The sequence below is a fragment of the Chromobacterium sp. FG22 genome (assembly GCF_057809415.1).
On sequence record NZ_JBMDJX010000006.1, the window covers coordinates 32,531 to 55,987 of the forward strand.

At 64.8% G+C, this 23,457-nt stretch carries 20 protein-coding genes and 1 riboswitch; of the genes, 14 read left to right on the forward strand and 6 right to left on the reverse strand.

Annotation, left to right across the window (positions count from 1 at the left end; genetic code table 11):
- Window positions 1-37: 37 nt before the first annotated feature.
- From ACODSD_RS07745 to ACODSD_RS07775, 7 genes are all read left to right on the forward strand, one after another.
- Window positions 38-1,294 carry an SDR family oxidoreductase gene (locus ACODSD_RS07745; protein WP_107799357.1) on the forward strand — a complete coding sequence of 419 codons (1,257 nt, stop codon included), beginning with the start codon at window positions 38-40 and terminating at the stop codon, window positions 1,292-1,294.
- Between the two features lie 211 nt (window positions 1,295-1,505).
- On the forward strand, window positions 1,506-2,138 hold the full coding sequence (locus tag ACODSD_RS07750) for a hypothetical protein (protein WP_107799356.1): 633 nt from the start codon (window positions 1,506-1,508) through the stop codon (window positions 2,136-2,138).
- Window positions 2,120-2,899: an amidohydrolase gene (locus ACODSD_RS07755; RefSeq protein ID WP_227108047.1), complete on the forward strand. Its 780-nt coding sequence runs from the start codon at window positions 2,120-2,122 to the stop codon at window positions 2,897-2,899. Before ACODSD_RS07750 ends, ACODSD_RS07755 begins: the two co-directional genes overlap by 19 nt.
- A 94-nt stretch (window positions 2,900-2,993) precedes the next feature.
- Window positions 2,994-3,941 carry an ABC transporter ATP-binding protein gene (locus tag ACODSD_RS07760; protein ID WP_107799354.1) on the forward strand — a complete coding sequence of 316 codons (948 nt, stop codon included), beginning with the start codon at window positions 2,994-2,996 and terminating at the stop codon, window positions 3,939-3,941.
- A complete protein-coding gene (locus ACODSD_RS07765) occupies window positions 3,934-5,043 on the forward strand; it encodes an ABC transporter permease (RefSeq protein ID WP_107799353.1) in 1,110 nt (369 codons plus the stop codon). The genes ACODSD_RS07760 and ACODSD_RS07765 overlap by 8 nt, the downstream gene beginning before the upstream one ends.
- A 402-nt stretch (window positions 5,044-5,445) precedes the next feature.
- The gene (locus ACODSD_RS07770; RefSeq protein WP_488877113.1) at window positions 5,446-7,611 is read left to right on the forward strand and encodes a penicillin acylase family protein; all 2,166 of its coding nucleotides are present in this window, start codon (window positions 5,446-5,448) and stop codon (window positions 7,609-7,611) included.
- A gap of 110 nt (window positions 7,612-7,721) precedes the next feature.
- A riboswitch (yybP-ykoY riboswitch) is annotated at window positions 7,722-7,866 on the forward strand.
- Between the two features lie 56 nt (window positions 7,867-7,922).
- Window positions 7,923-8,903: a sodium:calcium antiporter gene (locus ACODSD_RS07775; RefSeq protein WP_107799351.1), complete on the forward strand. Its 981-nt coding sequence runs from the start codon at window positions 7,923-7,925 to the stop codon at window positions 8,901-8,903.
- 202 nt (window positions 8,904-9,105) lie between these two features.
- Here ACODSD_RS07775 and ACODSD_RS07780 read toward each other — a convergent pair whose 3' ends face one another.
- Window positions 9,106-9,429, reverse strand: a complete 324-nt coding sequence (locus ACODSD_RS07780; protein WP_227108053.1) for a DUF3761 domain-containing protein — start codon at window positions 9,427-9,429, stop codon at window positions 9,106-9,108.
- A 216-nt stretch (window positions 9,430-9,645) separates the two neighbouring features.
- Here ACODSD_RS07780 and blaCHA point away from each other — a divergent pair, with 216 nt between their 5' ends.
- Window positions 9,646-10,533, forward strand: a complete 888-nt coding sequence (gene blaCHA, locus ACODSD_RS07785) for a CHA family extended-spectrum class A beta-lactamase (protein WP_488877114.1) — start codon at window positions 9,646-9,648, stop codon at window positions 10,531-10,533.
- 118 nt (window positions 10,534-10,651) lie between these two features.
- Here the strand turns inward: blaCHA and astE are convergent, their stop codons facing one another.
- Window positions 10,652-11,650 (reverse strand): succinylglutamate desuccinylase, encoded by a 999-nt coding sequence (gene astE, locus ACODSD_RS07790; RefSeq protein WP_488877115.1) that lies wholly within the window; start codon window positions 11,648-11,650, stop codon window positions 10,652-10,654.
- 655 nt (window positions 11,651-12,305) lie between these two features.
- Here astE and speA point away from each other — a divergent pair.
- From speA to ACODSD_RS07805, 3 genes are all read left to right on the forward strand, one after another.
- On the forward strand, window positions 12,306-14,186 hold the full coding sequence (speA, locus tag ACODSD_RS07795) for an arginine decarboxylase (protein WP_107799347.1): 1,881 nt from the start codon (window positions 12,306-12,308) through the stop codon (window positions 14,184-14,186).
- A 263-nt stretch (window positions 14,187-14,449) separates the two neighbouring features.
- Entirely contained in the window at window positions 14,450-14,905 is a 456-nt protein-coding gene (locus ACODSD_RS07800) for an RICIN domain-containing protein (RefSeq protein ID WP_107799346.1), read from the forward strand.
- Between the two features lie 219 nt (window positions 14,906-15,124).
- On the forward strand, window positions 15,125-15,559 hold the full coding sequence (locus ACODSD_RS07805; protein WP_107799345.1) for a hypothetical protein: 435 nt from the start codon (window positions 15,125-15,127) through the stop codon (window positions 15,557-15,559).
- Between the two features lie 44 nt (window positions 15,560-15,603).
- On the opposite strand, the gene ACODSD_RS07810 is transcribed toward ACODSD_RS07805, so the two are convergent.
- Window positions 15,604-16,464 (reverse strand): LysR family transcriptional regulator, encoded by an 861-nt coding sequence (locus tag ACODSD_RS07810; RefSeq protein WP_107799344.1) that lies wholly within the window; start codon window positions 16,462-16,464, stop codon window positions 15,604-15,606.
- A 136-nt stretch (window positions 16,465-16,600) separates the two neighbouring features.
- Between ACODSD_RS07810 and ACODSD_RS07815 the strand changes: the two genes are divergently transcribed.
- The 3 genes from ACODSD_RS07815 to ACODSD_RS07825 all read left to right on the forward strand — a co-directional run bounded on the left by ACODSD_RS07815 (window position 16,601) and on the right by ACODSD_RS07825 (window position 18,078).
- Entirely contained in the window at window positions 16,601-17,050 is a 450-nt protein-coding gene (locus ACODSD_RS07815) for a multidrug/biocide efflux PACE transporter (protein WP_107799343.1), read from the forward strand.
- A 242-nt stretch (window positions 17,051-17,292) separates the two neighbouring features.
- Entirely contained in the window at window positions 17,293-17,745 is a 453-nt protein-coding gene (locus tag ACODSD_RS07820) for a multidrug/biocide efflux PACE transporter (protein ID WP_107799342.1), read from the forward strand.
- A complete protein-coding gene (locus ACODSD_RS07825) occupies window positions 17,746-18,078 on the forward strand; it encodes a DMT family transporter (RefSeq protein WP_081544619.1) in 333 nt (110 codons plus the stop codon).
- 96 nt (window positions 18,079-18,174) lie between these two features.
- On the opposite strand, the gene ACODSD_RS07830 is transcribed toward ACODSD_RS07825, so the two are convergent.
- The 3 genes from ACODSD_RS07830 to ACODSD_RS07840 all read right to left on the reverse strand — a co-directional run bounded on the left by ACODSD_RS07830 (window position 18,175) and on the right by ACODSD_RS07840 (window position 23,441).
- Window positions 18,175-20,010 carry an amidohydrolase gene (locus ACODSD_RS07830; protein ID WP_253315471.1) on the reverse strand — a complete coding sequence of 612 codons (1,836 nt, stop codon included), beginning with the start codon at window positions 20,008-20,010 and terminating at the stop codon, window positions 18,175-18,177.
- A 138-nt stretch (window positions 20,011-20,148) separates the two neighbouring features.
- Window positions 20,149-22,035, reverse strand: a complete 1,887-nt coding sequence (locus ACODSD_RS07835) for an amidohydrolase (RefSeq protein ID WP_253315470.1) — start codon at window positions 22,033-22,035, stop codon at window positions 20,149-20,151.
- A 179-nt stretch (window positions 22,036-22,214) separates the two neighbouring features.
- Window positions 22,215-23,441, reverse strand: coding sequence for a diguanylate cyclase (locus ACODSD_RS07840; protein ID WP_107801778.1), 1,227 nt, complete (start codon window positions 23,439-23,441; stop codon window positions 22,215-22,217).
- Window positions 23,442-23,457: the final 16 nt, after the last annotated feature.

Consider the following 23,457-nt stretch of genomic DNA (forward strand, 5'->3'; position numbering starts at 1 on the left):
CCCCGACTGGAACCAAACCAAATTCAGAGGTGAAGTCATGGATTACCGAGCCAAGACCAGCGTCAAGAACATCGTGCTGACCGGCCCCACCGGCGTGCTGGGCGGCCGTTTGCTGCAGGAAATACTGGCCACCACCGACGCCAACGTGTATTGCGTGGTGCGGGCCGAGAACAAGGACGCCGCGCGCGCCCGCATCGAAGACGTGCTGTATTGCTACGACGAAGGCCGCAAGCTGGCCACCGAAGCCTGGCGCATCATCCCGGTGCTGGGCGACATCAGCCAGCCCATGCTGGGCCTGGACGCCAGCGCCTACCGCGATCTGGCCCATCTGGCGGACCTGGTGCTGCATTGCGCCGCCAACGTCAGCCTGGTGGCCTCCTACAACAAGATCGCCCCGGTCAATGTGGGCGGCACCGCCAACCTGATCGAGCTGTGCCTGGCCGGCAAGGCCCCGCTGGTGTTCACCTCCAGCTTCAGCATGGTGGGCGACAAGCTGTACCAGCCGGACTTCGTGCTGCGCGAAACCGATCTGGACGTAGGCCAGGGCTTCGTCAACATGGACTACGAACGCTCCAAATTCACCGCCGAGCGCATGGTGCACGAGGCCGGCGAGCGCGGCCTGGATTGGGTCATCGTGCGTCCGGGCAATATCTGGGGCGACAGCCGGACCGGCTGCTACCCGCTGAAGCAGACCAAGGTCAAGGGCATTTACTACGAAATGCTCAAATCGCTGGTGGAAACCGGCCTGACCTTCGCCTCGGACGAAGCCTTCGACATCTCCCCGGTGGACTACGTGGCCCAGGCCACGCTGTTCGCGGCGATGAATCTGCAGTCCAGCAATCGTCGCACCTACAACCTGACCAATCCGCGTCCGATCAACTACGACGGCATCGTCGCCCGCCTGCGCGGCTACGGCTACACCCTGCGCGACGTATCGTCCAAGGACTACTTCGAAGCGCTGCAGGAAGGCCGCATGCACCGCGGCGGCACCGGCTACCGCTCCACCTTCACCGATCTGATGGCCATCTTCTACGACGGCAGCGATTGCAAGGAGCACGCCAAGTACGACACCAGCGAGATCCAGGAGCTGCTGGCCAACACCGACATCCGCTGCCCGGACTCGGACCAGGCCTTGTTCGGCCGCTATCTGGACTACGCCTGCAAGGTGGGCTTCCTGAACGCTCCGGCGGAGCAGACCCCGCTGGCGGAAATCAAGCGTCACACCAGCATGGCCGGCGGCTATATGGAGAGCTTGTACGACGCCGACCTGAGCGACGCGGCGGCGGTGCGCTGAGATGCTGGCCGACGAGGAAGCGCTGATCGAAGCGCCGGGGGCGCTCGAAAAACCGTCGCGAGCGGTTCGAGAGCAAGACGCACCGCGCGCAGCGACCGAGATAGTACAAGGAGTACAGCGAGGGAGCGAGCACGGAGCAACGCAGCTATCGGACGGCGCAGCAGGTTTTTCGAGGTCCCCACCGGTCGCGGAACTGCTGCTGGACTATCAGGTGCTGAGCAACGGCGAACCAATAGGCCGGCTGCGGACCGAACGCCGCCGCGGCTGGCTGGACGACATGCCGGTGCTGCAGGTCAGCAACCGGATGGACCTGCGCTGCAGCGGGCTGTGGTTCGACTACTCGCTGCAATCGGACGAGAGCATGGATTTCGGCGCGGACGGCCTGTGCCGCTACGCCGGCGTCTCCGACGAGGACGGCGACAAGACCGTGATCAAGGGCCGGCTGCGTCAGGGCGTGCTGACCCTGCGTCTGCACGACGGCCAGCTGGAGGTGCGCCGCTTCAAGCTGGGGGATTTCGACGCCAGCAGCGAAGACGCCGCCGAGCGCTTTCTCGTCGGCGGCCAGGCCGAGGCCACCTTGCGGGTGCTGGATCTGGAGCACTTCGATATCGACGAGGTCCGCTACCAGCGGCTGCCGGACGAAACCCTGGACCTGCTGGGCCAGCCGCGGCAGGCGAGGGTGGTGGCCTATCAATCAAAGCGGCGCAAGATCAGCGGCACCGGCTGGTATCTGTCCGACGACGGCGGCGAAGTGCTGGTGCGCCAGAGCAGCCGCGAGCGCGGCGACCACAACGAAGTGATATTGACCCATTGGGAAAGCAAACCATGCCAAATCAAGACTTAGCCGTCACCCTGGTGCAAAGCGACATCGCCTGGGAATCGGTGGACCAGAACCTGCAGCGGATGGAACGCCACCTGAGCGCGGTGAACGACAGCCGGTTGATCGTGCTGCCGGAAATGTTCACCACCGGCTTCAGCATGCGGCCGGAGAAGATCGCCGAAACCATGGACGGCAAGGCGGTGCAATGGCTGCGCGACACCGCGCGCGCCAAGCGCGCCGACCTGGTGGGCAGCGTGGCCATAGAAGAGCAGGGCCGCTACTACAACCGCCTGCTGTGGGCCAAGGCCGACGGCAGCCTGTTCAGCTACGACAAGAAGCATCTGTTCAGCTTCGCCGGCGAGCACGAGCACTACACCGCCGGCGACGCGCCGCTGATCGTCAAGGTGGACGGCTGGTCGGTGGCCGCCTTCGTCTGCTACGACCTGCGCTTCCCGGTCTGGTCGCGCAACAACAACAGCCAGTACGACCTGGCGCTCTACATCGCCAGCTGGCCGGAGCGCCGCGCCAAGCACTGGCAGACGCTGCTGCCGGCGCGGGCGATCGAAAACCAGGCCTTCGTCATCGGCGTCAACCGGGTGGGCGTGGACGGCAACGACATCCGCTACAGCGGCGACTCCATGCTGATCGATCCGCTGGGCGACACCCTGTACCACGGCCGCCAACTGGAAAGCGTGTATCAGGCCAGGCTGTCGCGCGCGCAGCTGGACGATGTGCGCGCCCAGTTCCCTTTCCTGAAGGATGCGGACCGTTATCAACTCGTTTGACCGCGCGGCGGCAATGAAAAGAGGCGGATAAGCCCTGCGGCTGCGCGGGGTGTTCCGCTGCTTCGGTTCTCCTTCGGCTTCTATGGAAAGTGAAATGCACCAAGCCACAACAAGAGAAAAAGTCATCGAATTCCAGTCGGTGACCAAGCGCTTCAACGACTACACCGCGGTCAACGACGTGTCGCTGGACATCTATCGCGGCGAATTCGTCGCCCTGCTGGGGCCCAACGGCGCCGGCAAGACCACGCTGGTGGAAATGCTGGAGGGACTGAAACAGCCGGAGGCCGGCTCCATCCGCATCCTGGGGCGCAGCTGGCAGAAGGACGAAAGCTATCTGCGCCACCGCCTGGCCGGGGTGCTGCAGGAATCGCTGTTCATCAACAAGCTGCGGGTGGACGAAACCGTCAACCTGTTCGCCAGTTTCTACCGCCGGCCGCGCAGCCGCGCCGACGAGGTGTTGGAGCTGGTGGAACTGACCCCCAAGCGCAAGGTGATGGTGGAAGGGCTGTCCGGCGGCCAGCGCCAGCGGCTGGCCCTGGCCATTTCCATCCTCAACCAGCCGGAAATCCTGATTCTGGACGAGCCCACCACCGGCCTGGACCCGCAGGTGCGGCGCGGCACCTGGGACATCCTGCGCAAGCTCAATAAGGAGCTGGGCTCCACCATGTTGCTGACCACCCACTACATGGAAGAAGCCGAATACCTGTGCGACCGCATCTGCATCATGCACCAGGGCCGCATCCTGACCCAGGGCACGCTGGACGAACTGCTGGCCGCGCACGAGCCGGGCGAAGTGGTCGAATACCGGGTCAAGAGCGGCGCCGGCGGCGCCGAGCCCAAGCACAAGGACAACATCATCAGCTACAGCTACGACCAGGCGTCCGCCAAGGCGAGGCTGCTGGTACGCAACGGCTCGGCCTTCCTGTTCCGTCTGTCCGAGTTCATCCGCGAACAACAAATCGACATCGACGAAATCATCGTGCGCAAAAAAACGCTGGACGATTTATTCCTGTCACTGGCCGGCCGAGGTTTCCATGAATAACGCCTTGCTCAATCTGATCGTCACTCAATTCCGCCAATACCTGCGCGAACCGCAAATCCTGTTCTGGTCCTTCGGCTTCCCGCTGCTGCTGGTGTGGCTGCTGGGCGTGTCCTTCTCCGGCGGCGAAATCAAGGAGCGCACCATAGGCGTGGTGCTGCCGCCCAGCTTGCAGGAGCAGGCCGCGGTCAAGGCCTGGATCAGCAAGGTGGAGGCCCGCAACCAGCCGCTGTCCAGCGTCATCAACGCGGACGAGATCAAGCGCGACCACCTGATACGGATGAAATACCGCTTCCAGTACTACCCGGACCGCGAATCGGTGTTGCGCGGCCTCAAGCGCGGCGACGTGCAGGTGTTCATGGAGCCCAGCGCCGACAGCGGCAAGCGCATCTACTATCTGGACCCGCAGAACAACGAGGCGCTGCTGACTTACTTCTTCCTTGGCGACGACCCGGACGCGCTGAGCCAGGCGGTGGACAAGAATATGTCGGTGCTGGACAGCCCCGGTCTGCGCTACATCGACTTCCTGGTGCCCGGCCTGGTGGCGATGGCGGTGATGGAAACCTGCCTGATCGCGGTCGGCTGGTCGCTGATCGAAAAACGCGCCACCCGCGTTACCCGGCAGATGCGCATCACCCCGATGCGCAAGACTGATTTCCTGCTGGCCCACGTGCTGGCCTGCCTAGTGTTCAGCCTGCTGGAAACCCTGGTGCTGTATTTGTTCGCCAGCAGTTATTTCGACGTGCACGCCCAGGGCGGGGCGCTGCCCTTCATCGTGCTGCTGCTGGCCGGCAACGTTTGCTTCGCCGGCATCGCCATCCTGGCCGCCTCGCGCGCCACCAAGGCGCAGACCGCCAACGGCCTGCTGGAAATGACCATCCTGTTCCTGGTGATCTTTTCCGGCATCTTTTTCAGCTACAAGCACTTCCCGGAGTGGATGGTGGCGGTGATCGAGGTGCTGCCGCTGACCATCCTGGCGGACGGCATGCGCATGATCTTCGTCGAGGGGGCCGGAGTGCTGGAAATCGCGCGTTCGGCGGTGGTGCTCACGTTGATCGGCATTGCCGGCTTCGTCAGCGGCGCGCGGGTGTTCCGCTGGTATTAGGGGCATGAGGCATCCGCTGCGCGGATGATGGTTTTGATTGCCGGGGCGGCCCTGACCGAGCGAGGCAAGCGTAGCGTCGCGAGGGAATAAGGCAGGAAGGGGAACCACTCGGCCAAATTCCCCTATCACTGAGCGAATCAAGGATTCGCTCAGTGATGGCGCGCTAACGTCGCGCTGCTCGAACAGGCAGCCGCTTAAAACGAGCGAAGCGAAGTTTCTGCCTAGCTAAAACCTCGGGCCTGCCACCCGGCGGCAGACTTGAAGGGGCTTTGGGCGCGTTGGATACGTGCTTCCTTTCTTGCTGGCCAGTTCCGTCGTTTCAAGAGTGTGAAGAACCGAGCATCGCTGTTGAGCATGCTGGCCGACAGCTCATTGTTAAGTTGTCAAAAAGGAGGAAAGGTAGTGAAACGCTTGATCCTCGCCCTATTGGGCATCGCCATGCTGTCCTTGCTGACGGCCTGCGAACTGGACGAAGACGGCAAGCCGCGCGGCAGCCAGGTGCTGTGGGACCGCAGCGGCGTGCCGCACATCTACGCCGCGCGCGCCGACAGCCTGGCCTACGCCTTCGGCCGCGCCCAGATGCAGGCGCATCCGGAGCTGCTGCTGCGGCTGTACGCCCAGGGCCGCGGCCGCGGCGCGGAATACTACGGCGCGGTGTTCGAGGCCGGCGAGCCCTTCCCCAGCAATATGGCGGAAGTGGACCGCCTGGTGCGCGCGATGGGCTTCCCGGAACGCTCCAAACAATGGCTGCAACAACAAAGCCCGCGCATGCGCGCCTATCTGGACGCCTTCGTCGCCGGCGTCAACGACCAGGCCGCCGCCAGCGGCGGTCTGAGCCCGGCGGCGCGCGCGGTGCTGCCGGTGCGCAGCGAGGACGTGCTGGCCCACACCCTGCGCATCTTCTTCGGTTATCTGAGCGGCTCCACCGCCACCGGCGCGGCCAATTGCTCGCTGATCTATCCGGACGCGGTGGCCACCCCCATCAATCTGATCGGCGGCTCCAACGGCTGGGCGCTGGGTCCGGCCAAGAGCCGTTCCGGCAACGCCATGCTGCTGGCCAACCCGCATTTGCTGTGGGGCGGCAGCCACACCTGGTTCGAAGCCCAATTCAAGAGCCCGGAATACGATATCTACGGCGCCACCCTGGTGGGCCTGCCGGTGATGCGCATCGGCTTCAACCAGCGGCTGGGCTGGGTGCACACCGTCAACACCCAGGACGGCTGCGACCTGTACCAACTCAAGCTCAGCGGCCGGCAATACCTGCTGGACGGCGTGGCGCGCGACTTCGAAACCAAGCGCGAAACCCTGTATATCCGTCAGCCGGACGGCAGCCTGCAAGCCGAGCAGCTGACGCTGCGCCGCGCCGAGCAGGGCCCGGTGTTCGACAAGGACGGCCAGAGCTACGCGCTGCGCATTGTCGGCGTGGACCAGCTGCAGACCCCCGGCGTGCTGGAGCAATGGTGGGACATGGCGCAAGCGCCCGACTTCAAGGCCTTCCGCAGCGTCGTGGCGCGGCTGCGCAATCCCTACCACAACATCATCTACGCCGACGCCCAGCGCAATATCTGGGCGGCTTTCGGCGGCCTGACCCCGCGCCGCGCCGGCGGCGACGCCGCCTTCTGGGCGCAGCCGGTGGACGGCAGCCGCAGCGATCTGATCTGGCGTCAGGCGCTGCGCCTGGACGAATTGCCGCAGGTGGCCAATCCGTCCAGCGGCTGGGTGCAGAACTCCAATAGCGTGCCCTGGTATATGAGCAAGCCGGCGCTGGACCCGGCCGCCTACGCCGGCTATCTGTCGCCGCGGGCGTCGCCGCTGCTGCGCGAACAGCGCGGCATCGAGCTGATCGAACAGACTTCGGCCTTCACCCTGGATACGCTGCTCAGCGCCAAGCACGACACCCGGCTGCTGCTGGCGGACCGGGTGCTGGACGATTTGATCGGCTATGCGCGCGCCTCCGGCGACGCCGGCCTGATCGCCGCGGCGCAAGTGCTGGCCCAATGGGACCGGCGCAGCGACGCCGCCAGCAAGGGCGCGGTGCTGTTCGCCGCCTGGGTGGCGGCCTCCGGTGGCGAAGAGGCCTTGCGCTACCGCCGGGAAGCGGATCCGGCGCAGCCCTACGACACGCCCGCCGGCCTGCGCGACGCCGGCTTCGCGCTCAGCAAGCTGGGCGCGGCGGCCCAGGGCTTGCAACAGGCCGGCGTGCCGCTGGACATCGCCTTCGGCGAAGTCTACCGGCTGCGGCGCGGCCCCGCCGGCGGCGCGGCGCGCTTGGACCAGCCGGCCAGCGGCGGCGCCGAGGGCCTGGGCGCCTTCCGCACCTTCAGTTATATCGGCGACAGCGACGGCCGCCAGCGCGCCATCTTCGGCGACACCTTCACCGCCCTGGTGGAGTTCGGCCGGCCGCTGCGCGCCAAGGTGATCAACACCTACGGCAACAGCAGCCAGCCGCAATCGCCTTACTACGGCGACCAGATGGAGCTGGCGGCGCGGAACGCCATGCGCGACGCCTTGCTCAATCGCGAGCAGGTGGAGGCGGCGCTGTCCAAGCGCGAGTGGTTCCGCCGCTAGCGCCGAGGCGGCCGCGGCGGCGACGTCGCGGCCCTTCGCCGCCATCCGCTGTGGGCGTCGCATGACGGACGCCTAGGTTTGCGCCATTGCGCCCAGGCTGGCACAATGGCGCCGTTGTCATTGGGGAGTAGCCATCTTCGGCCCCGCCGAAGAGGCCGCGTCAACAAACTTGAGGAGCTTTCCTCATGGCGCGGTCAGCGGCCGGCATTGCCGGCGCCGCCAAGCGAGACCTTTGGCCACGATGCGTTTGCCGCCGGGCAAGCCGCGTCGTTGCGCCATTGTCCATCCGCTTGCCCGGCCCAAGACTATCTATGCTGTTGACCCTGTCGTTTCTGCTCGGCCTCGCCGTCCTGATCTATCTTTCCTGTCAATACTTCGTCAACGCCATCGAATGGTGCGGACGCCATCTGAACCTGGGCGCCAGCGCCGTCGGCACCGTGCTCGCCGCTTTCGGCACCGCCTTGCCGGAAAGCGCCGTCACCTTGACCGCGATGGCCTTCGGCGGCACGCCGCAACATAAGGACATCGGCGTCGGCGCCGCCCTGGGCGGGCCGCTGGTGCTGGCTACGCTGGCGTACGCGGTGGTGGGCTTCGCGCTGTGGCGCAACCGCAGCCGGCTGGGGCGCGGCGACTACCTGCTGCGCGTCGATCACCGCCGGCTGGCCGGCGACCAATTGGCGTTTTTGCTGATTTTCGCGTTCAAGGTGGCGCTGGGCCTGCTGGCCTTCGCCATCAAGCCCTGGCTGGGCGTGCTGTTCCTGGCCGCTTACGCCGCCTATGTCTGGCGCGAGATCCGCAGCGCGGACACCGCGCCGGAAGAGGAAGAACTGGACGCCTTGAAACTGCGCGCCGGCGGCGGCCTGGGCTGGGCGGCGACGCAGGCCCTGCTGGCCTTGGCGGTGATCGCGGCGGCGGCGCACGGTTTCGTCGCGCAGCTGGAAGCGCTGGCCGGACACTGGGGCATGGCGCCGCATCTGGTGGCCTTGCTGCTGAGCCCGGTGGCCACGGAATTGCCGGAAATCATGAACGCGCTGATCTGGCTGCGTCAGGGCAAGGAGCGTCTGGCTTTGGCCAATATCTCCGGCGCGATGATGATACAGGCGACGATTCCCAGCGCCTTCGGCCTGTTCTTCACCCCGTGGATGTTCGACGGCGTCCTGCTGTGGTCCGGCCTGGCCACGATGGCGGCGATCGCCGGCTTGTGGCTGTTGTTCCGCCGCGGCAGCGTGGACGGCCGCTGGCTCTTGGGCGCGGGCGCGGTGTACCTGCTGTTTGCCGGCTGTCTGGTGTGAGGCAAGAGCCCGTTCAATGCCGTATCGCCGACGCGCAGCAGACTATGAACGGGTTCTCAGAACGTGTTTACGATCTCGCGAGCTAAGGCGAGACAAGGCGAAAATGGCTGAGAAAGCGGAATGTACGCGTGGTACATGAGCATTTCGAAGCTGTACTCACCGTGTAACGCTCCACGACGCGCAGCAGATCGTAAACAGGCTCTCAGAGCCAGGCCGCCACGCCGCCATGATGCGAACACGTGCCGCGCCGGTGCTGGCTGAAGCTGTAGCTGCCGTCGCGGCAGCGCGCGCTGGCGCCGGCCGGCGCTTTGCCGGAGCGGGTATGGGCCGGGCTGTGCACCTCCACGCCGTCGGAGTTGGTGTAGCTGCCGTGTTCCAGCAACTGCTCTTGCGCCGGCGCGCTGGCGTGCCGATGCGTGTGCGGCGTTTTGGCTTCAAGCGGCGCGGCCAGCAGGGCCAGGCTGAGGCCGAGCAGGCCGGCGATGCGCCGCAAAGCGGGGATACGGAACTGTGCAGGCTTTTTCATGTCATTCGATTGTTTAATGTGTCATTAAAAGTGCTTGAACCTGTTCGTGATGTTTTGACGCATCTATTTTCGGGGTTCAGGCGCAAAAGAATATGTATCGCACTTTAGTTCATTGTCATTGCGGCGGATAGCGGCAATGCGCATCGGGGGAACTAAACCGCGATGGCCGGCCGTTGCGACGGGCCGCGCCGTCATACCGAATCTGGGGATTGATCTATGGATGATTTTGCGCAGCGGCGCGTCTTGCTGGCGGCCTTGGCCGCCACGCCGTTGATCTGGGGTTGCGCGCGCCCGCCGTTGCGGGTGCCGGGCGAAGCCCCGGCCGCGCGTCAATTGGCGGAGCTGGAACGCAATGCCGGCGGCCGCATCGGCGTGTTCGCGCAAGAGGCGGACAGCGGGCGGACGCTGGCTTACCGGGCCGATGAGCGCTTCCCGATGTGCAGCACGTTCACGCTGCTGCTGGTGGGCGCCTTATTGCAACGCAGCGCGATGCAGCCGGATCTGCTCTACCGCCATGTCGGCTACCGGCGCGAGCAATTGATCGACTATTCGCCCATCGCCGAACAATACGTGGAGCAGGGCATGTCGGTGAAAGACTTGTGCGACGCGGCGATGCGCTTCGGCGACAACACCGCCGCCAATCTGCTGTTGGTGCAGTTGGGCGGGCCGCAGGAGGTGACCCGCTTCGCCCGTTCGCTGGGCGACGGCCTGAGCCGGCTTGACCGCGTCGAGCCGGAACTGAACCGCGCCGAGCCGGACGATCCGCGCGACACCACCACGCCGGCGGCGATGACGGCCAATCTGCGCGCGCTGCTGTTTTCCCCGCTATTGCCGGAGCGGCAGCGCGGTTTGCTGAACGATTGGCTGCTGGGCAACACCACCGGCAATCTGCGCATCCGCGCCGGCTTGCCGGCGGAGTGGCGGGTGGGGGACAAGACCGGCAGCGGCGGCCACGGCGCCGCCAACAATGTGGCCGTGGCCTGGCGGCCGGGCAAGTCGCCGTTGTTGCTGTCGGTCTATTACTGGGGCTCGACGGCGATGATGGACGAGCGCAATGCGGTGATCGCCGCGGTGGCGAGGGTGGCGGCCGCCGAGTTCGCTTGAAACACCGCGCGGGGCGGGCAGGTCCTGCCGGAATGAACGACGCCGCGGCCATGGCCGCGGCGTTGTCGCGCGCGGCTCCCTTGAGCGCTGGGCGTCCGCGCGGAACCTTGAATCGCGTTTAAGGCAGCCGCGCCGGCGCCACCACGATGCCGGCGCGCAGTCCGGGCTTGACCGTGGGATTGGGGAACAGGATGCGCTCATCGCCGCCGACGGCCACATAGCGGTGCTCGCCGTCCTCGGCGATCAGGAAGCCGTCCGGCAACGCGGTGAAGTTTTCCACGTCGTCGGCCAGGTGCAGGCGGAAGGCTTCGCTGTGTTTGACGATGTCGTACTTGGCCTGGAACAGCGGCAGATCGCCGTCGCGGTAGCCGGGCAGTTCTTGCTCCGGCTCCGCCAGCAGCCGGCGCAGCGCCTGGTCTATGCCGGCGAAGCGGGACAGGTCGTTCTGGCCAAACGGCCGCGCCTTGCCCAGCTCCAGCGTGAAGGCGTCCGCCTGGCAGTGGCGGCTGGTGAAGTAGCTGAAGGTATTGGCTGGCTGGCTGTGCAGCAGCACGGTTTCCACCTGGCAGCTCTTCAGCCAGGCCAGTTGCGCGCGGCTGTGCGGGCGTTCGTGCAGATAGGGGTAAATGGCGAACTTCTCGAACACCGAGCCGCGGATCGCGGTGTGCAGATCGTAATGCCAGCGCCGGCCGCGGGCGGAGGCGAAAAAGTCCGCCGCCGCCTGTTCCAAACGCGCCGCGCGCGCCGCTTCGCGCGCTTCCGGCTGGCGCGCGTGCGCGCCGTTGAACAGCCGGTTCATATCGTAATCCAGATAACGCTTGCCCAGCCGCATCGCGTCCAGATTGCCGAAGATCACCAGCAGCCGGCAGCGCAGCGCCAGCCTGCCGCCGGCGATGTCGGCCAGGATGGCGTTGAGCACCTCGATAGGCGCGGTCTCATTGCCGTGCACGCCGCTGGACAGCAGCAGGGAATCGTCGGCGGCGGCGAGGGGTTCCAGCTCGACGACGCCGTAATCCAGCCAGCGCGCCCCCACGCCGGAGTGGAGCTGCCATTCGGCGGAGGCCGGGGAGGCGGGATTCATGGTCCAGGACAGAAAATCGTGGTGATGCTCGCGCATGGGCTGGCTCGTGCTTGCGGCTAGTGATGACCGGGGCATTGTAACCAGAGCCGGCGCGGCAGGTGGCGGCGCGTGGCGCAGATTTGAAAAAACATGCCGTATTTGGGCTAAAAGCCTTGTCCGGCGCGGCTTGGCGCGCCGGGCCGCGCTGTGGTTTTTTGGCGCGGCGGAGCAAGGGGCCGGGGCGCGCTCTTGTTGAATATTTTGGACAAGTCCATTGCCGGAACCGCGAGGTCCCCGGCCGGAGAAACGGCCGCTTGCCGGCATGAGAAAAATATAGGGGGCTGTTTTTGCTCAAGCCTTGCCCGGCAAGGCTTGCCGGGCCGCCCGGCGCGGGCTTGTCGATTAAATTGGACATGCGGATTTTTATACATTTTTTTACTTGTCAAGCCGCGTGATGTTGTTACAATCCGCGCTCGTTTGCAGCTTTGCAAACCTACAATTCAATTGTTTCGCTCCGACATCCCAGGCCCACATAAAAGCTGTTCAGCCCGAAAGCCGCGCACTAAGGAGCGGGGTTATCCATCATAAGGATGCTCCTGCGGCTGGCTCATCGCTTTTTCGGCGGCGGCCTGGGCGCGTCCTTTGGAAATCCCTGTCCACCCATCATTGCGCGGGGTTCAGGGCTTTCCGTCAGTTCTTGAGGGGAAAACTCATGGCTTGGTCTGTGGCTGATAGCCGGGCGTTGTACGGCATCCGGCATTGGGGAGCGGGGTACTTCGACATGGGCGCCAACGGCAATATCGTCGTGCGTCCGAATGTGCGCCAAAACAAGGAAATCGACCTGCATCGCCTGGTGGGCGAACTGTCCGGCAAGGGCCTGGACCTGCCGTTGCTGGTGCGTTTTCCCGATATTCTGCAAGACCGCGTCACGCGTCTGTGCGCGGCCTTCGACAAGGCCATCGCCGAACAAGGCTACGGCAATCGTTATACCGCCATCTATCCGATCAAGGTCAACCAGCAAGAAGCGGTGGTGAAGAGCATCATCGCCACGCCGGACGTGTCCATCGGCCTGGAAGCCGGCTCCAAGCCGGAACTGATGGCGGTGCTGGCGCTGGCGCCCAAGGGCTGCACCATCGTCTGCAACGGCTACAAGGACCGCGACTACATCCGCCTGGCCCTGATGGGCGAACGTCTGGGCCACCAGGTGTTCATCGTCATCGAGAAAGAGTCCGAAGTGGAGCTGGTGATCGATGAATCCCGCAAGCTGGGCATCCGTCCCAATATCGGCATGCGCGTGCGTCTGTCCTCGCTGGCGTCCAGCAAGTGGGCGGACACCGGCGGCGAGAAGGGCAAGTTCGGCCTGTCCGCCGGCCAGCTGATCTCCGCCGCGGACAAGCTCACCGCCGCCGGCCTGGCCGACTGCGTGCGCCTGATGCACTTCCACATGGGGTCGCAGATCGCCCACATCGGCGATTACCGCAGCGGCTTTGGCGAGGCCATCCGCTACTTCGCGGAACTGCGCGCGCTGGGCCTGCCCATCGACCACGTGGACGTGGGCGGCGGCCTGGGCGTAGATTACGACGGCACCCATTCGCGCAACGACAGCTCCATCAACTACGATATGGACGAGTACGCGCACGTGATCGTGTCCATGCTGTCCGAGTTCTGCGGCGAGAACGGCATTCCGCATCCGCGCATCCTGTCCGAATCCGGCCGCGCGATGACCGCCCACCACGCTGTGCTGATCATGAACGTGACCGATGTGGAGCGCCTGCCGGACGAAGTGCCGCAGGTGGACGACATCGCCGCCTTGTCGCAGCCGGTGCGCAAGCTGTTTGAACTGGTTCAGCTGAACGACGACGACCTGGTCACCGAAATCTACTACCGCGCCAGCCACTACGTGTCGGAAGTCACAGATCTGTACGCCGCCGGCCGGCTGTCGCTGAAGGAAAAAGCGCTGGCCGAAGACGTGCACGCCGCCTTGTGCCGCCGCCTGCACAGCCAGCTGCAAGCCAGCCAGCGTTCGCAGCGCCAGGTGTACGACGAACTGACCGACCGTCTGGCCGACAAGTACTTCTGCAATTTCTCGGTGTTCCAGAGCCTGCCGGACACCTGGGCCATCGACCAGATTTTGCCGATCACCCCGCTGCACCGTCTGAACGAGCAGCCCACCCGCCGCGCGGTGCTGCAGGATCTGACCTGCGATTCCGACGGCAAGCTCAAGCAGTACGTGGACCAGCAGAGCATAGAATCCAGCCTGTCCGTGCACGAGGTGAAGCAGGGCGACGAGTATCTGATCGCCGTCTTCCTGGTGGGCGCTTACCAGGAAATCCTGGGCGATATGCACAATCTGTTCGGCGACACCGACTCGGTCAACGTCTATGTGCGCGACGGCGGCGAGCTGGAGTTCTCCGGCGTGGAAGAGCACGACACCATAGAAGACATGCTGCGTTACGTGCACCTGTCGCCGGAAGACATCCTCAACCGCTACGAAGCCAAGTCGCGCGCCGCCGATCTCAGCAGCGAAGAGCGCAGCCTGTTCTTCGCCGAGTTCTGCCGCGGCCTGAAGCAATCGTCTTATTTGTCGGTCTGATCGACTGCTGGGACGGATCAAAACAGCCGGGCTGACGCCCGGCTGTTTTTGTTGGCGCCGCGTCTGTTGTCGAACAGACCGTTCTGTGCCGGATGACTTTAAGCAATTTCACTTATCGTCGTCTAAGTTCGTGTTTCTGATCGGATTTTTATCTGGATTTTACGCCGGGCGCGGCCGGTTTCGGGCCGGCGCTTGCAATACGGGCAAACCTTGCTAGTTTGAGAAAGCCAATAATTGATTGGCATAAACATGGGGGTTGCCATATGTCTTTCTCTAGCGTTCCTTACTTCCTCACCTATAGCCAAAACACCGCGCTGGGCATTACCGCCAAAGATTCGATGAGCGGTTCCCAGCTGTACCTGCAGCCCATCCAAGGCAACTTCCTGTCGCTGTTCAACATCGACTTCGCCAACGGCGTGTTCGCGCTGGCCACCAGCGGCAACCAGCTGGTGATCGACATTTCCGACCTGTCCAGCGGCAAGCCCTTGGTGCTGCGTCCGTACAATCCGTCCTCGCTCAGCCAGCAATGGGACCTGTTCTCCCGTCCGGGCTATATCTCCAGCCGTCAAAACAACAATCTGGTGATAGACAACCAAAGCCGCGGCGGCGTGGGCAGCCTGATCTGGCTGTACGAGTTCAACGCTTCGCCGGCTCAGCAATGGGCGCTCAAGCCGCTGACCTCGGCGCAACGCTCGGAACTGGTGCTGGAAACCGCTTAATCAGCGAAGGGCAAAGATCGCGGCGGCGGGCGCAAAGAGTCTGTTCAAGGTCTTGCGAGCAAGGGCGAAACAAGGCGAAAACGGCTGAGAAAGCGGAATGTACGGTTGGTACATGAGCATTTCGAAGGGGTTTTCAACGCCGTCTCGCCAACGCGCAGCAGATTGTAAACAGGTTCTAAGGCTCGCCGCCGCTTTTTGGGTTCATGCAAGGAGCAAGAGATGGGTTTCAGCAGCACTTCGTATTTCATCACCTCGGCCTATTTCCCGGATTACGCCATTGTGGCCGAGGATTCGATCAAGGGCTCCCGGCTCAGCCTGCAGCCGTTCCAGAACAATTTCGCCGCCTTGTTCAATATCGACTTCGACCGCGGGCTGTTCGCGCTGGCCACCAGCGGCAATCAATTGGTGATCGCCGCCAATGAAGTGGCCGACGGCTCGCCCTTGCAACTGGATCTGCTGCCGGAACCCGCGCTGCCCAGCCAGCGCTGGGATGTGTTCTCCCAGCCCGGCAACATCGTCAGCCAGGCCGATCGCACCTTGGCCTTCGGCTTCGGCATGGAAAAAATCTTCCCGCCGGCCTTGCGGCTGCGCAAGCTGCATCCCGGCCGGCCGCCGATGTGGATTCTGCGGCCGATGACCGCGCCCGGCGGCTGAGTCCTCGGCGTCCGCCGCGCCTGGCGTCACGCGCGGCGGCCTTGTCAGGAGCGCAGCAACTGCTCGCGCACCCAGACGGCGGCCAGGCCCAGCGGCCGCCGCCGCGACCACACCAGATCGATGTGGCGCGCCTTGGGCCAGCCCGGCGCATGCAGTTCGCTCAGGCGGCCGGCGCCGAAGGAATCCGCCAGCCAGCGCGGCAACTCGGCCCAGCCGGCGCCCAGGATCGCCATTTCCAGCAGCATCAGGTAGCTGGGCGCAAACCAGCAGCGCCGGCTCAGCGTGTCCGGCTTGCTTTCGGTGTAAGTGTTCAGCCGCAACTCCCGGTGGCCGCTCAGCGCCTGCCGGTCCACCTGCTCCAGCGCCGCCAGCGGATGGCTGCGCGCCACGTACAAAGCCACTTCGCTGACCTCGCCCAGCGTGGCGTGGCCGATATCGGCCGGGTACTGCTCCAGCGCCGCCATGCAGCCCAGGTGCGCGCGTCCGGTCTGGATCAAGTCCAGCACGTCGTCCTGCTCGCCCACCAGGCATTCCAGCTCCAAGGCCTCGAAGTGCCGTTCCAACTGCCGCGTCACCTCCTGAAAGCGGGATGACTGGTAGGTGTCGGACAAGACCAGGGTCAGCCGCGGCTCCAGTCCGGCGGTCAGCAGCTGCGCCTGCTGGTTCAATTCATCGCCTATGGCCAGCATCTGCCGCGCGTAGCCCAGCAGATGACGGCCGGCCTGGGTCAGCGCAGGCTGGCGGCTGCCGCGGTCGAACAACTGCACCGCCAGATCGATTTCCAGATTGGCGATGGCCTCGCTGATGGTGGACTGGCTCTTGCCCAGCCGCCGCGCCGCGGCGGAAAACGAGCCCAGTTCGGCGGCGTTGGCAAACGCCGCCAGCGCGTCTAGCGACATGCTCATATCGGTTTCTCCGATTTAACCCATCTTTATCCTATCCGAAAAACCAATAAAAATCGCGTCATTGTCTTGCCAATCAAGCCGCGGCGCAGCAGGTCGCACACCGCTTCCAAGCGCCGCGGCGGATCAAGGAGAATCGATGCAAGTAAAGAAATCCTGGCTGGAGCGCGCCTTCTACGCCGTGGCTTACGAACTGTGCGCCGTGATGTTGTTGATGCTCTTGGCCAGCTGGCTATTGAATCAGGACACCGCGCAGATCGGCGCGCTGGCCCTGATGATGACCACGGCGGCGATGTCGTGGAACATCGTCTTCAACGCGCTGTTCGAACGCGTGGAACGGCGGCGCGGCTGGACGCGGACCCCGGCGTTGCGGGCGGCGCACGCGCTCTTGTTCGAGGGCGGCTTGGTGATTCTGCTGGTGCCGCTGGCGGCCTGGTGGCTGGAGATCAGTTACTGGCAGGCCTTCTTGCTGGATATCGGCTTTTTCCTGTTTTTCCTGCCCTATACCTTTGTTTTCAACTGGCTGTACGACGGGCTGCGCGCCAGCCTGTTGCGCCGCCTGAGCCGCGCCCGCGCCGGCATGGCTTGATGTATCGGTTTTATCGATGGTTATTATTTTTTAACCATCCGAAAAACCAATCAGAATAGCGACTATCTTGACGTTCACGATCTTGCGGACCATGGCGAGACAAGGCTTTGCGGCCGAGACAGCGGAATGCGCGAGCGCTTCATGCGCGTTTCGAAGTGGTCTTCAAGCCTCTGTCCAACAATCCCGCCGCGGCGCAGCGGATCGTGAACGGATTCTTTAAACGGTCATGATTGTGAAATAGTATGGACAAACAAAAATCCTGGCTGGAGCGAGGCTTCCACGCCGTGATGTACGAACTGTGCGCGATGGCCCTGCTGGTGCCCTTGGCTTCCTTGGTGATGGAACAAAGCCTGCTGCACATGGGCGCGCTGGCCTTCATGATGTCCACCGCGGCCATGTTGTGGAACGTGGTGTTCAATATGCTGTTCGACCGCCTGGAAGCGGCGATGGGCTGGAGCCGCACGGTGGGCGTGCGCTGCTTGCACGCGCTGATGTTCGAGGGCGGCCTGGTGTTCATGCTGGTGCCCTTGGCGGCCTGGTGGCTGAACGTCAGCTACTGGCAGGCTTTCTTGCTGGATTTGGGCTTCTTCGCCTTCTTCCTGCCTTACACTTATGTATTCAACTGGCTGTACGACGCCCTGCGCGCCAAGCTGCGCGAGCGCGGCGGCAAGCCTTGCGCCGAACTGGAGTCTTGAATGAAAACCTGGTTGTTCCTGGCCGTCGCCATCGTCAGCGAGGTGATCGCCACCTCCTCGCTGAAGGCCTCCGACGGCTTTACCCGGATCGGCCCATCCTTGCTGACGGCCGCCGGCTATATGCTGGCCTTCTACATGCTGTCGCTGACCCTGCGCCAGATCCCGGTGGGGGTGGCTTACGCGCTGTGGTCCGGCGTCGGCATCGTGCTGGTCTCCATCGTCGGCTGGGTCATGTATGGCCAGAAGCTGGACGCGCCGGCGATGATAGGCATGGGCCTGATCGTGGCCGGGGTCTTGGTGATGAATCTGATGTCCAAGTCCGTGGCGCATTGAGTCGAAGTCCCGCTCTCGGCCCGCGCGGCGGAAGAGGGCGGAACGCAAAAACCGGCCGGGAATCCCGGCCGGTTTTATTTTGCGTGATAGCGCCGCTCAGTGCGTCTTGGGATTGTGGAAGACCGGCTTGCCGGCCAGCCAGGTTTGATGCACCGGGATGTCGCGCAGCGATCCGGCCGGCACCGCCGGGTCCAGCGGGTCCTGTTCCAGGATGGCCAGGTCCGCCAGTTTGCCCGGTTCCAGCGAGCCGACGATGTGGTCCATATGGCACTGCCAGGCGGCGTCCAGCGTCACCGCGCGCAGCGCGGAGAGCCGGTCCAGACACTCCGCCGGATTCAGCGCCTGCCGCTCCGGGTCCGCCTCCATCACCCGCGTCACCGCCTGTTCCATCATCCGCAGCGTGCCCAGCGGCGACACGAAGTGATCCGAATGCAGGCTGATGCGCAGACCGGCCTTGAGCGCGGACTGACAGCGGTCCAGCATCTGGGCGCGCTCGCGGCCCAGGATGGTGGTCTTGAAGGTGTGGCCCCAGTAACCGACGTGGCCGATCAGGAAGCTGGGCGACAGCTTCAGCCGCGCCATGGTGGCGATGCTGGCGTCGCTCAGCAGCGAGGCGTGTTCGATGCGCGAGCGCAGCGCCAGCTTGGGATTGGGCGCGCCGTCCTTGGCGTTTTCGTCGTATAGCGCCAGTTCGAAGGCGGCCAGCACGTAATCCACCGCCTGATCGCCGTTGGCGTGCACCAGCACCGGCCAGCCGGCGTTCAGCGCGCGCTGCAACTGGGCGGCGAAGGTGATGGGCGGCTCGAAGTTGAACAGGCCGCGCGGAGAGACATTGGGCACGCTGTGCTGGTCCGCGCAGCAATAGTCTTGCGATTGGTAGCCGGTCAGGCCCTGATTGGAGCCGTCGGCGATCAGCTTGAGCGCGCGGATGCTGAAGCGGTCGTCGTCGTGCGGAATGTGATTGGGCTGGAAGGTGTGCAGCCACTGCTCTTGCAGCCAGTCCTGGTTGGAGTACAGCGCCGCGCCGATGCGCACCGGCGCCAGCGGGCTTTGGGCGAAGGCGCGCAGCAGCGTGATTTCCAGCTGGCCCATGGCGGCGCCCAGGCCGGCGTCGAACAGCGTGGTCATGCCTCTGGACGCGGCCTCGTGCAGGATTTCCTGCAGCTTGCTCAGCAAGTGCGGAGCGGCCAGGCCGGGAATCACCGCCAGCACCTTGCCGACGTCGGCCTCGGTGGTGACCCCCTTGGTGTCGGGGTCCAGCCCGGCCAGCTTCATCGCCGGGGAGTTGGCGTAACCCAGGTGGCCGGAGGCGTTGATCAGGAAGATGGGCGTCTCGGTGCTGATCTGGTCCAGAAAGGGCTGATCCGGCTCCTGCCATTCCGTCATCAGAGAGGGGTCCACGCCAAAGCCGGTCAGCCATTGCGGCGCGTCGGCGCGCGCGTGGCCGTGCCGGGCGGTCAGCTCGTTGCGCAGCTTCTCGGCAATCCAGCCCAGATTGTAGCCCGGGCGCAGGATCTGATCCTCGAAGGGGCTCAGATTGACCCAGTTGCGGTACAGCGCGCTGGGCAGGATGTGCATATGCGGGTCCACCATGCCCGGCAGCAGGGTCTTGCCGCGCAGATCGATCCGCTCCGCGCGCGGCTGGGCCTGCATATCGGCCTCTACCTGCCGCAGGCTGCCCACCGACACCACCTTGCCGTGGGCGACGCCCAGCGCTTCCACCCGGCCGGACTGTCCGCCTTGCAGCGTGTAGATGGGGCCGCCGTGGAAAATGGCCGCGTCCTGATGCAGCGCCAGCTTGGCGCGCTCGGCGGCGACGCGGATCAGGCCGGACAGGCTTTCGGTCCAGTTGTGATGTTGCAAGGCGTCCAGCTGGGTGGACAGCCGGGGCAGCGTGCAGCACGCGCAGCCGGGTTGATGGGGAAGGGACATGGGCGCTCCTGTGCATGGCGTCGGGACGGCGCGGCGGCGCCGCGCACGGGGCGAATTGTATGCCGATGGCAAGGGCGCCAGGCTGACAAAAGCTGAGCAAGGCCCGGCCCGCGCCGGGCCCTTGCGCCGCCGCGCGCCTCAGACCGGCGGCGCCGACTCCGTCGCGCAACCCAGCTTGGCGTTCAGATACACCGGCGCGCCGGAGCGCCAGGTCTGCAGCACCGCGATATCGCGCAGATTGCTCACCGCCGGGTCCAGCGGGTCCTGCTCCAGCACCACCAGATCCGCCAGCTTGCCCGGCTCAAGCGAACCCACGACGTGGTCCATATGGCATTGCCAGGCGGCGTCCAGCGTCACCGCGCGCAAGGCGCTGAGCCGGTCCAGCCGTTCCGCCGGATTCAGCGCCGGCTTGCCGCCGGCCTGTTCCGGCGCCGCCTCCATCGCGCGGAAAATCGCCTGCTCCATCATGCGCAAGCCGCCCAGCGGGGTGACGAAGTGATCCGAATGCAGGCTGATGCGCAGGCCGGCGCGCTTGGCGGACAGACAGCGGTCCAGCAGCTTGGCGCGCGCCTCGCCCAGAATGGTCTGCTGGAAGGCGTGGCCCCAATAGCCGACGTGGCCGATCAAAAAACTGGGCGACAACTGCAGCTGCGCCATCTGGGAAATGTGCTCGTCGGTCAATAGCGAAGCGTGTTCGATGCGATGACGCAGCCGCGCGCCGGCGCAATCCGGGCGCAGCGGCGCGGACGGGTGATTCAGCGCGTGCTCGTAAGCCTGCAGCACCTCGTCGATGGCGCGGTCGCCGTTGGCGTGCACCATGGCCGGCCAGCCGTGCTCCACCGCCTGCCGCAAATGCGGGGTAAAGGCGCTGGGCGGGCGGAAATTGAACAGGCCGGTGGCCGGCACATTGGGCACCTGGTGCTGCGGATAGCATTTATAGGCCTCGGTCTGATAGCCGGTCAGCCCCTGGTTGGAGCCGTCCGACACCAGTTTCAGCGCCTTGATGCTGAAGCGCTTGTCCTCCATGCCGTCCAGGTCCGGGCGGAACAGCCGCGTCCACTCGTCCATCTGCCGCGTCTCGTTGGAAAACAGCGCGGCGGCGATGCGCACCGGGTTCAGCGCGGTCTGGGCCACCAGGTCCAGCAGCAAGACCTCGAACACCCCCTTGCCGGAACCCAGGCCGGCGTCGAACAGCGTGGTGTTGCCCATCTTGGCCGCGCCGTGCAGCACCTGGCTGATGCTGGCGAGCAGCGTGGTCGGGGACGGGGAGGGCAGCGCCGGCATCATCTGCAGCACCTGTTCCTCCACCAGCACGCCCTTGCACTCCAGGCTGATGCCGGCCTTGGCCAGCGCCGGCGCGTTGGCGTAGCCGATATGGCCGGAAGCGTTCATCAGGAAAATGGGAGTCTGATCGCCAAACTGGGCGAACCAGTCCAGATCCGGCTCGGTCCACTCCCGCATCAGCGAGGGATCCAGGCCGAAACCCAGCACCCAGGCCGCGCCGTCCTTGGCCTTTTGCTGTTTCTTGGGGTCGGCCAGCGCCGCGCGCACCGTGTCCACCACCCCGGCGATGTTGTAATCCGGCTTCAGCGTCTGGCCGGAGAACGCGCCCACGTATTGCCAGGACGAGAACAAGGCGCTGGGCAGGATGTGCATGTGGGGATCGACGAAGCCGGGCAGCAGGGTGCCGCCTTCCAGCGACATCTCCTCCGGTTTCTTATGGCCGGCGGCGGCCATGGCCTGCCGCACCTCCTCGCGCGAACCCGTCGCCACGATGCGGCCCTTGGCGATGCCGACGGCGTCCACCGTCTGCCTCCCGCTGCTGGCCAGGGTATGGATGGGCCCGCCGTAAATGATCAGCGTCTGCGGCGGCGAGGGCGGCAACAACCGTTTTTCCTGCTGGCGGATCAGCCGTTTGGCCTCGTCCTGCCAGTCCGGCCGCTCAAACAGCTCATCGTGCAGCTGAGCCAACAAGGGAAGAGTGCAGCAGGCGCAGCCTGGACCGTGCGGGTGATGATGACTCATGGCGGATGTCCGGTTGAAACGCCGGCTCCGGGAGAAGCGCGGGGCCGCGCGCGAGGAACGGAAAAAGCGATGTCATTATAGGCGGCGTCCCGGCGCAAAAAAACGCCGAACTGGCCATTCGGGCGGGGGCGGGCCGCCGCGCCCGGCCTCGCGGCGCACAGCGGATTGTGAACCGGCTCTCAGCCGCCGCACACCTGATTGCGGCCGTGCTGCTTGGCGTGATACAGCCGCTCGTCCGCCAGCTTCAGCAGCCGGCTGACCTCGGGCATGTCGGACGCCGCCACGCCTATGCTCACCGTGTAGCGCAGCCCGCCCTTGGCGGTGGTCAGAATACAGCCCTCTATCGCCAGGCGCAGGCTCTCCAGCCGGCACACCATGTCCAGCTCGATGGGGCTGGGGCTGAGAATCACGAACTCCTCGCCGCCAAAGCGCGCCACGATGCCGTCCGGGAAAAACTGCTCCATCAGCCGCGCGGTGTTGCAGATCACCTGATCGCCCACATCGTGGCCGTATTGATCGTTCACCCGCTTGAAGTGATCGATGTCCAGCACCGCCACCCCGTAGCCGTTCTTCAACTGCATCACCTGCTCAAAAAAATGCCGGCGGTTGGACAAATTGGTCAGCGGGTCGCGGTCCGCGGTTTCCTTCAGGGATTCCAGATTCTCCACAAACTCCACATTGCGGGTGACGCGGCAGAAGAACTCCTCAAAGTTAAACGGCTTTTGCAGGAAATCGTCCGCCCCGGCCTTGATGAAGCGCGTGGTCATGGTGGGGTCCTGGTTGCCGGAAATGCCGATGATGGCCAGGCGGTCGTGATCCAGGAAGCGGCGTATCGTGCTGGTCATCCGCACCCCGTCCATGCCCGGCATGTCGTTGTCGCTCAGCACCAGCTTGATGTGCTTGTCGCGGTGCAAAATCTCCAGCGCCTGCTTGGCGTCCTCCGCCTCCAGCACCTGGTAGCGGTGGCGCTCCAGGTTTTCGCGCAGAAACTGGCGGTAGGACGCGGAATCGTCCACCACCAACACCTTGATGCCCGGATTCTTGCGGATGCGGGTCAGCATCCGCATCACGTAATCAAAGGCCGCCGGGCTTTCCTTGCTGACGTAATCCACCACCGGCAGCTGCAAGATGCGGTCGCGCACCTCGCCGTCGGTGCGCGAAGTCAGCACGATGGTGGGGATGGCCTCTTGAAACAGCAAGGGCAAATGCTCGCCGCCGGGCGAATCCGGCAAATTGTAATCCGCCACCGCGGCGAGGAAATGCTGGCCGGACGTCAGCGCCTCGCGCACCTCCAGCAGCGAACACACCGGCACCGGCGTAAGGCCGATTTCCTCCACCATGCGGCACAAGGGGCGGATCAACACCATGCTGTCTTCAATCACCAAAACGCGCGTTTCTTCGCTCATCGTCCGCATATCCCTT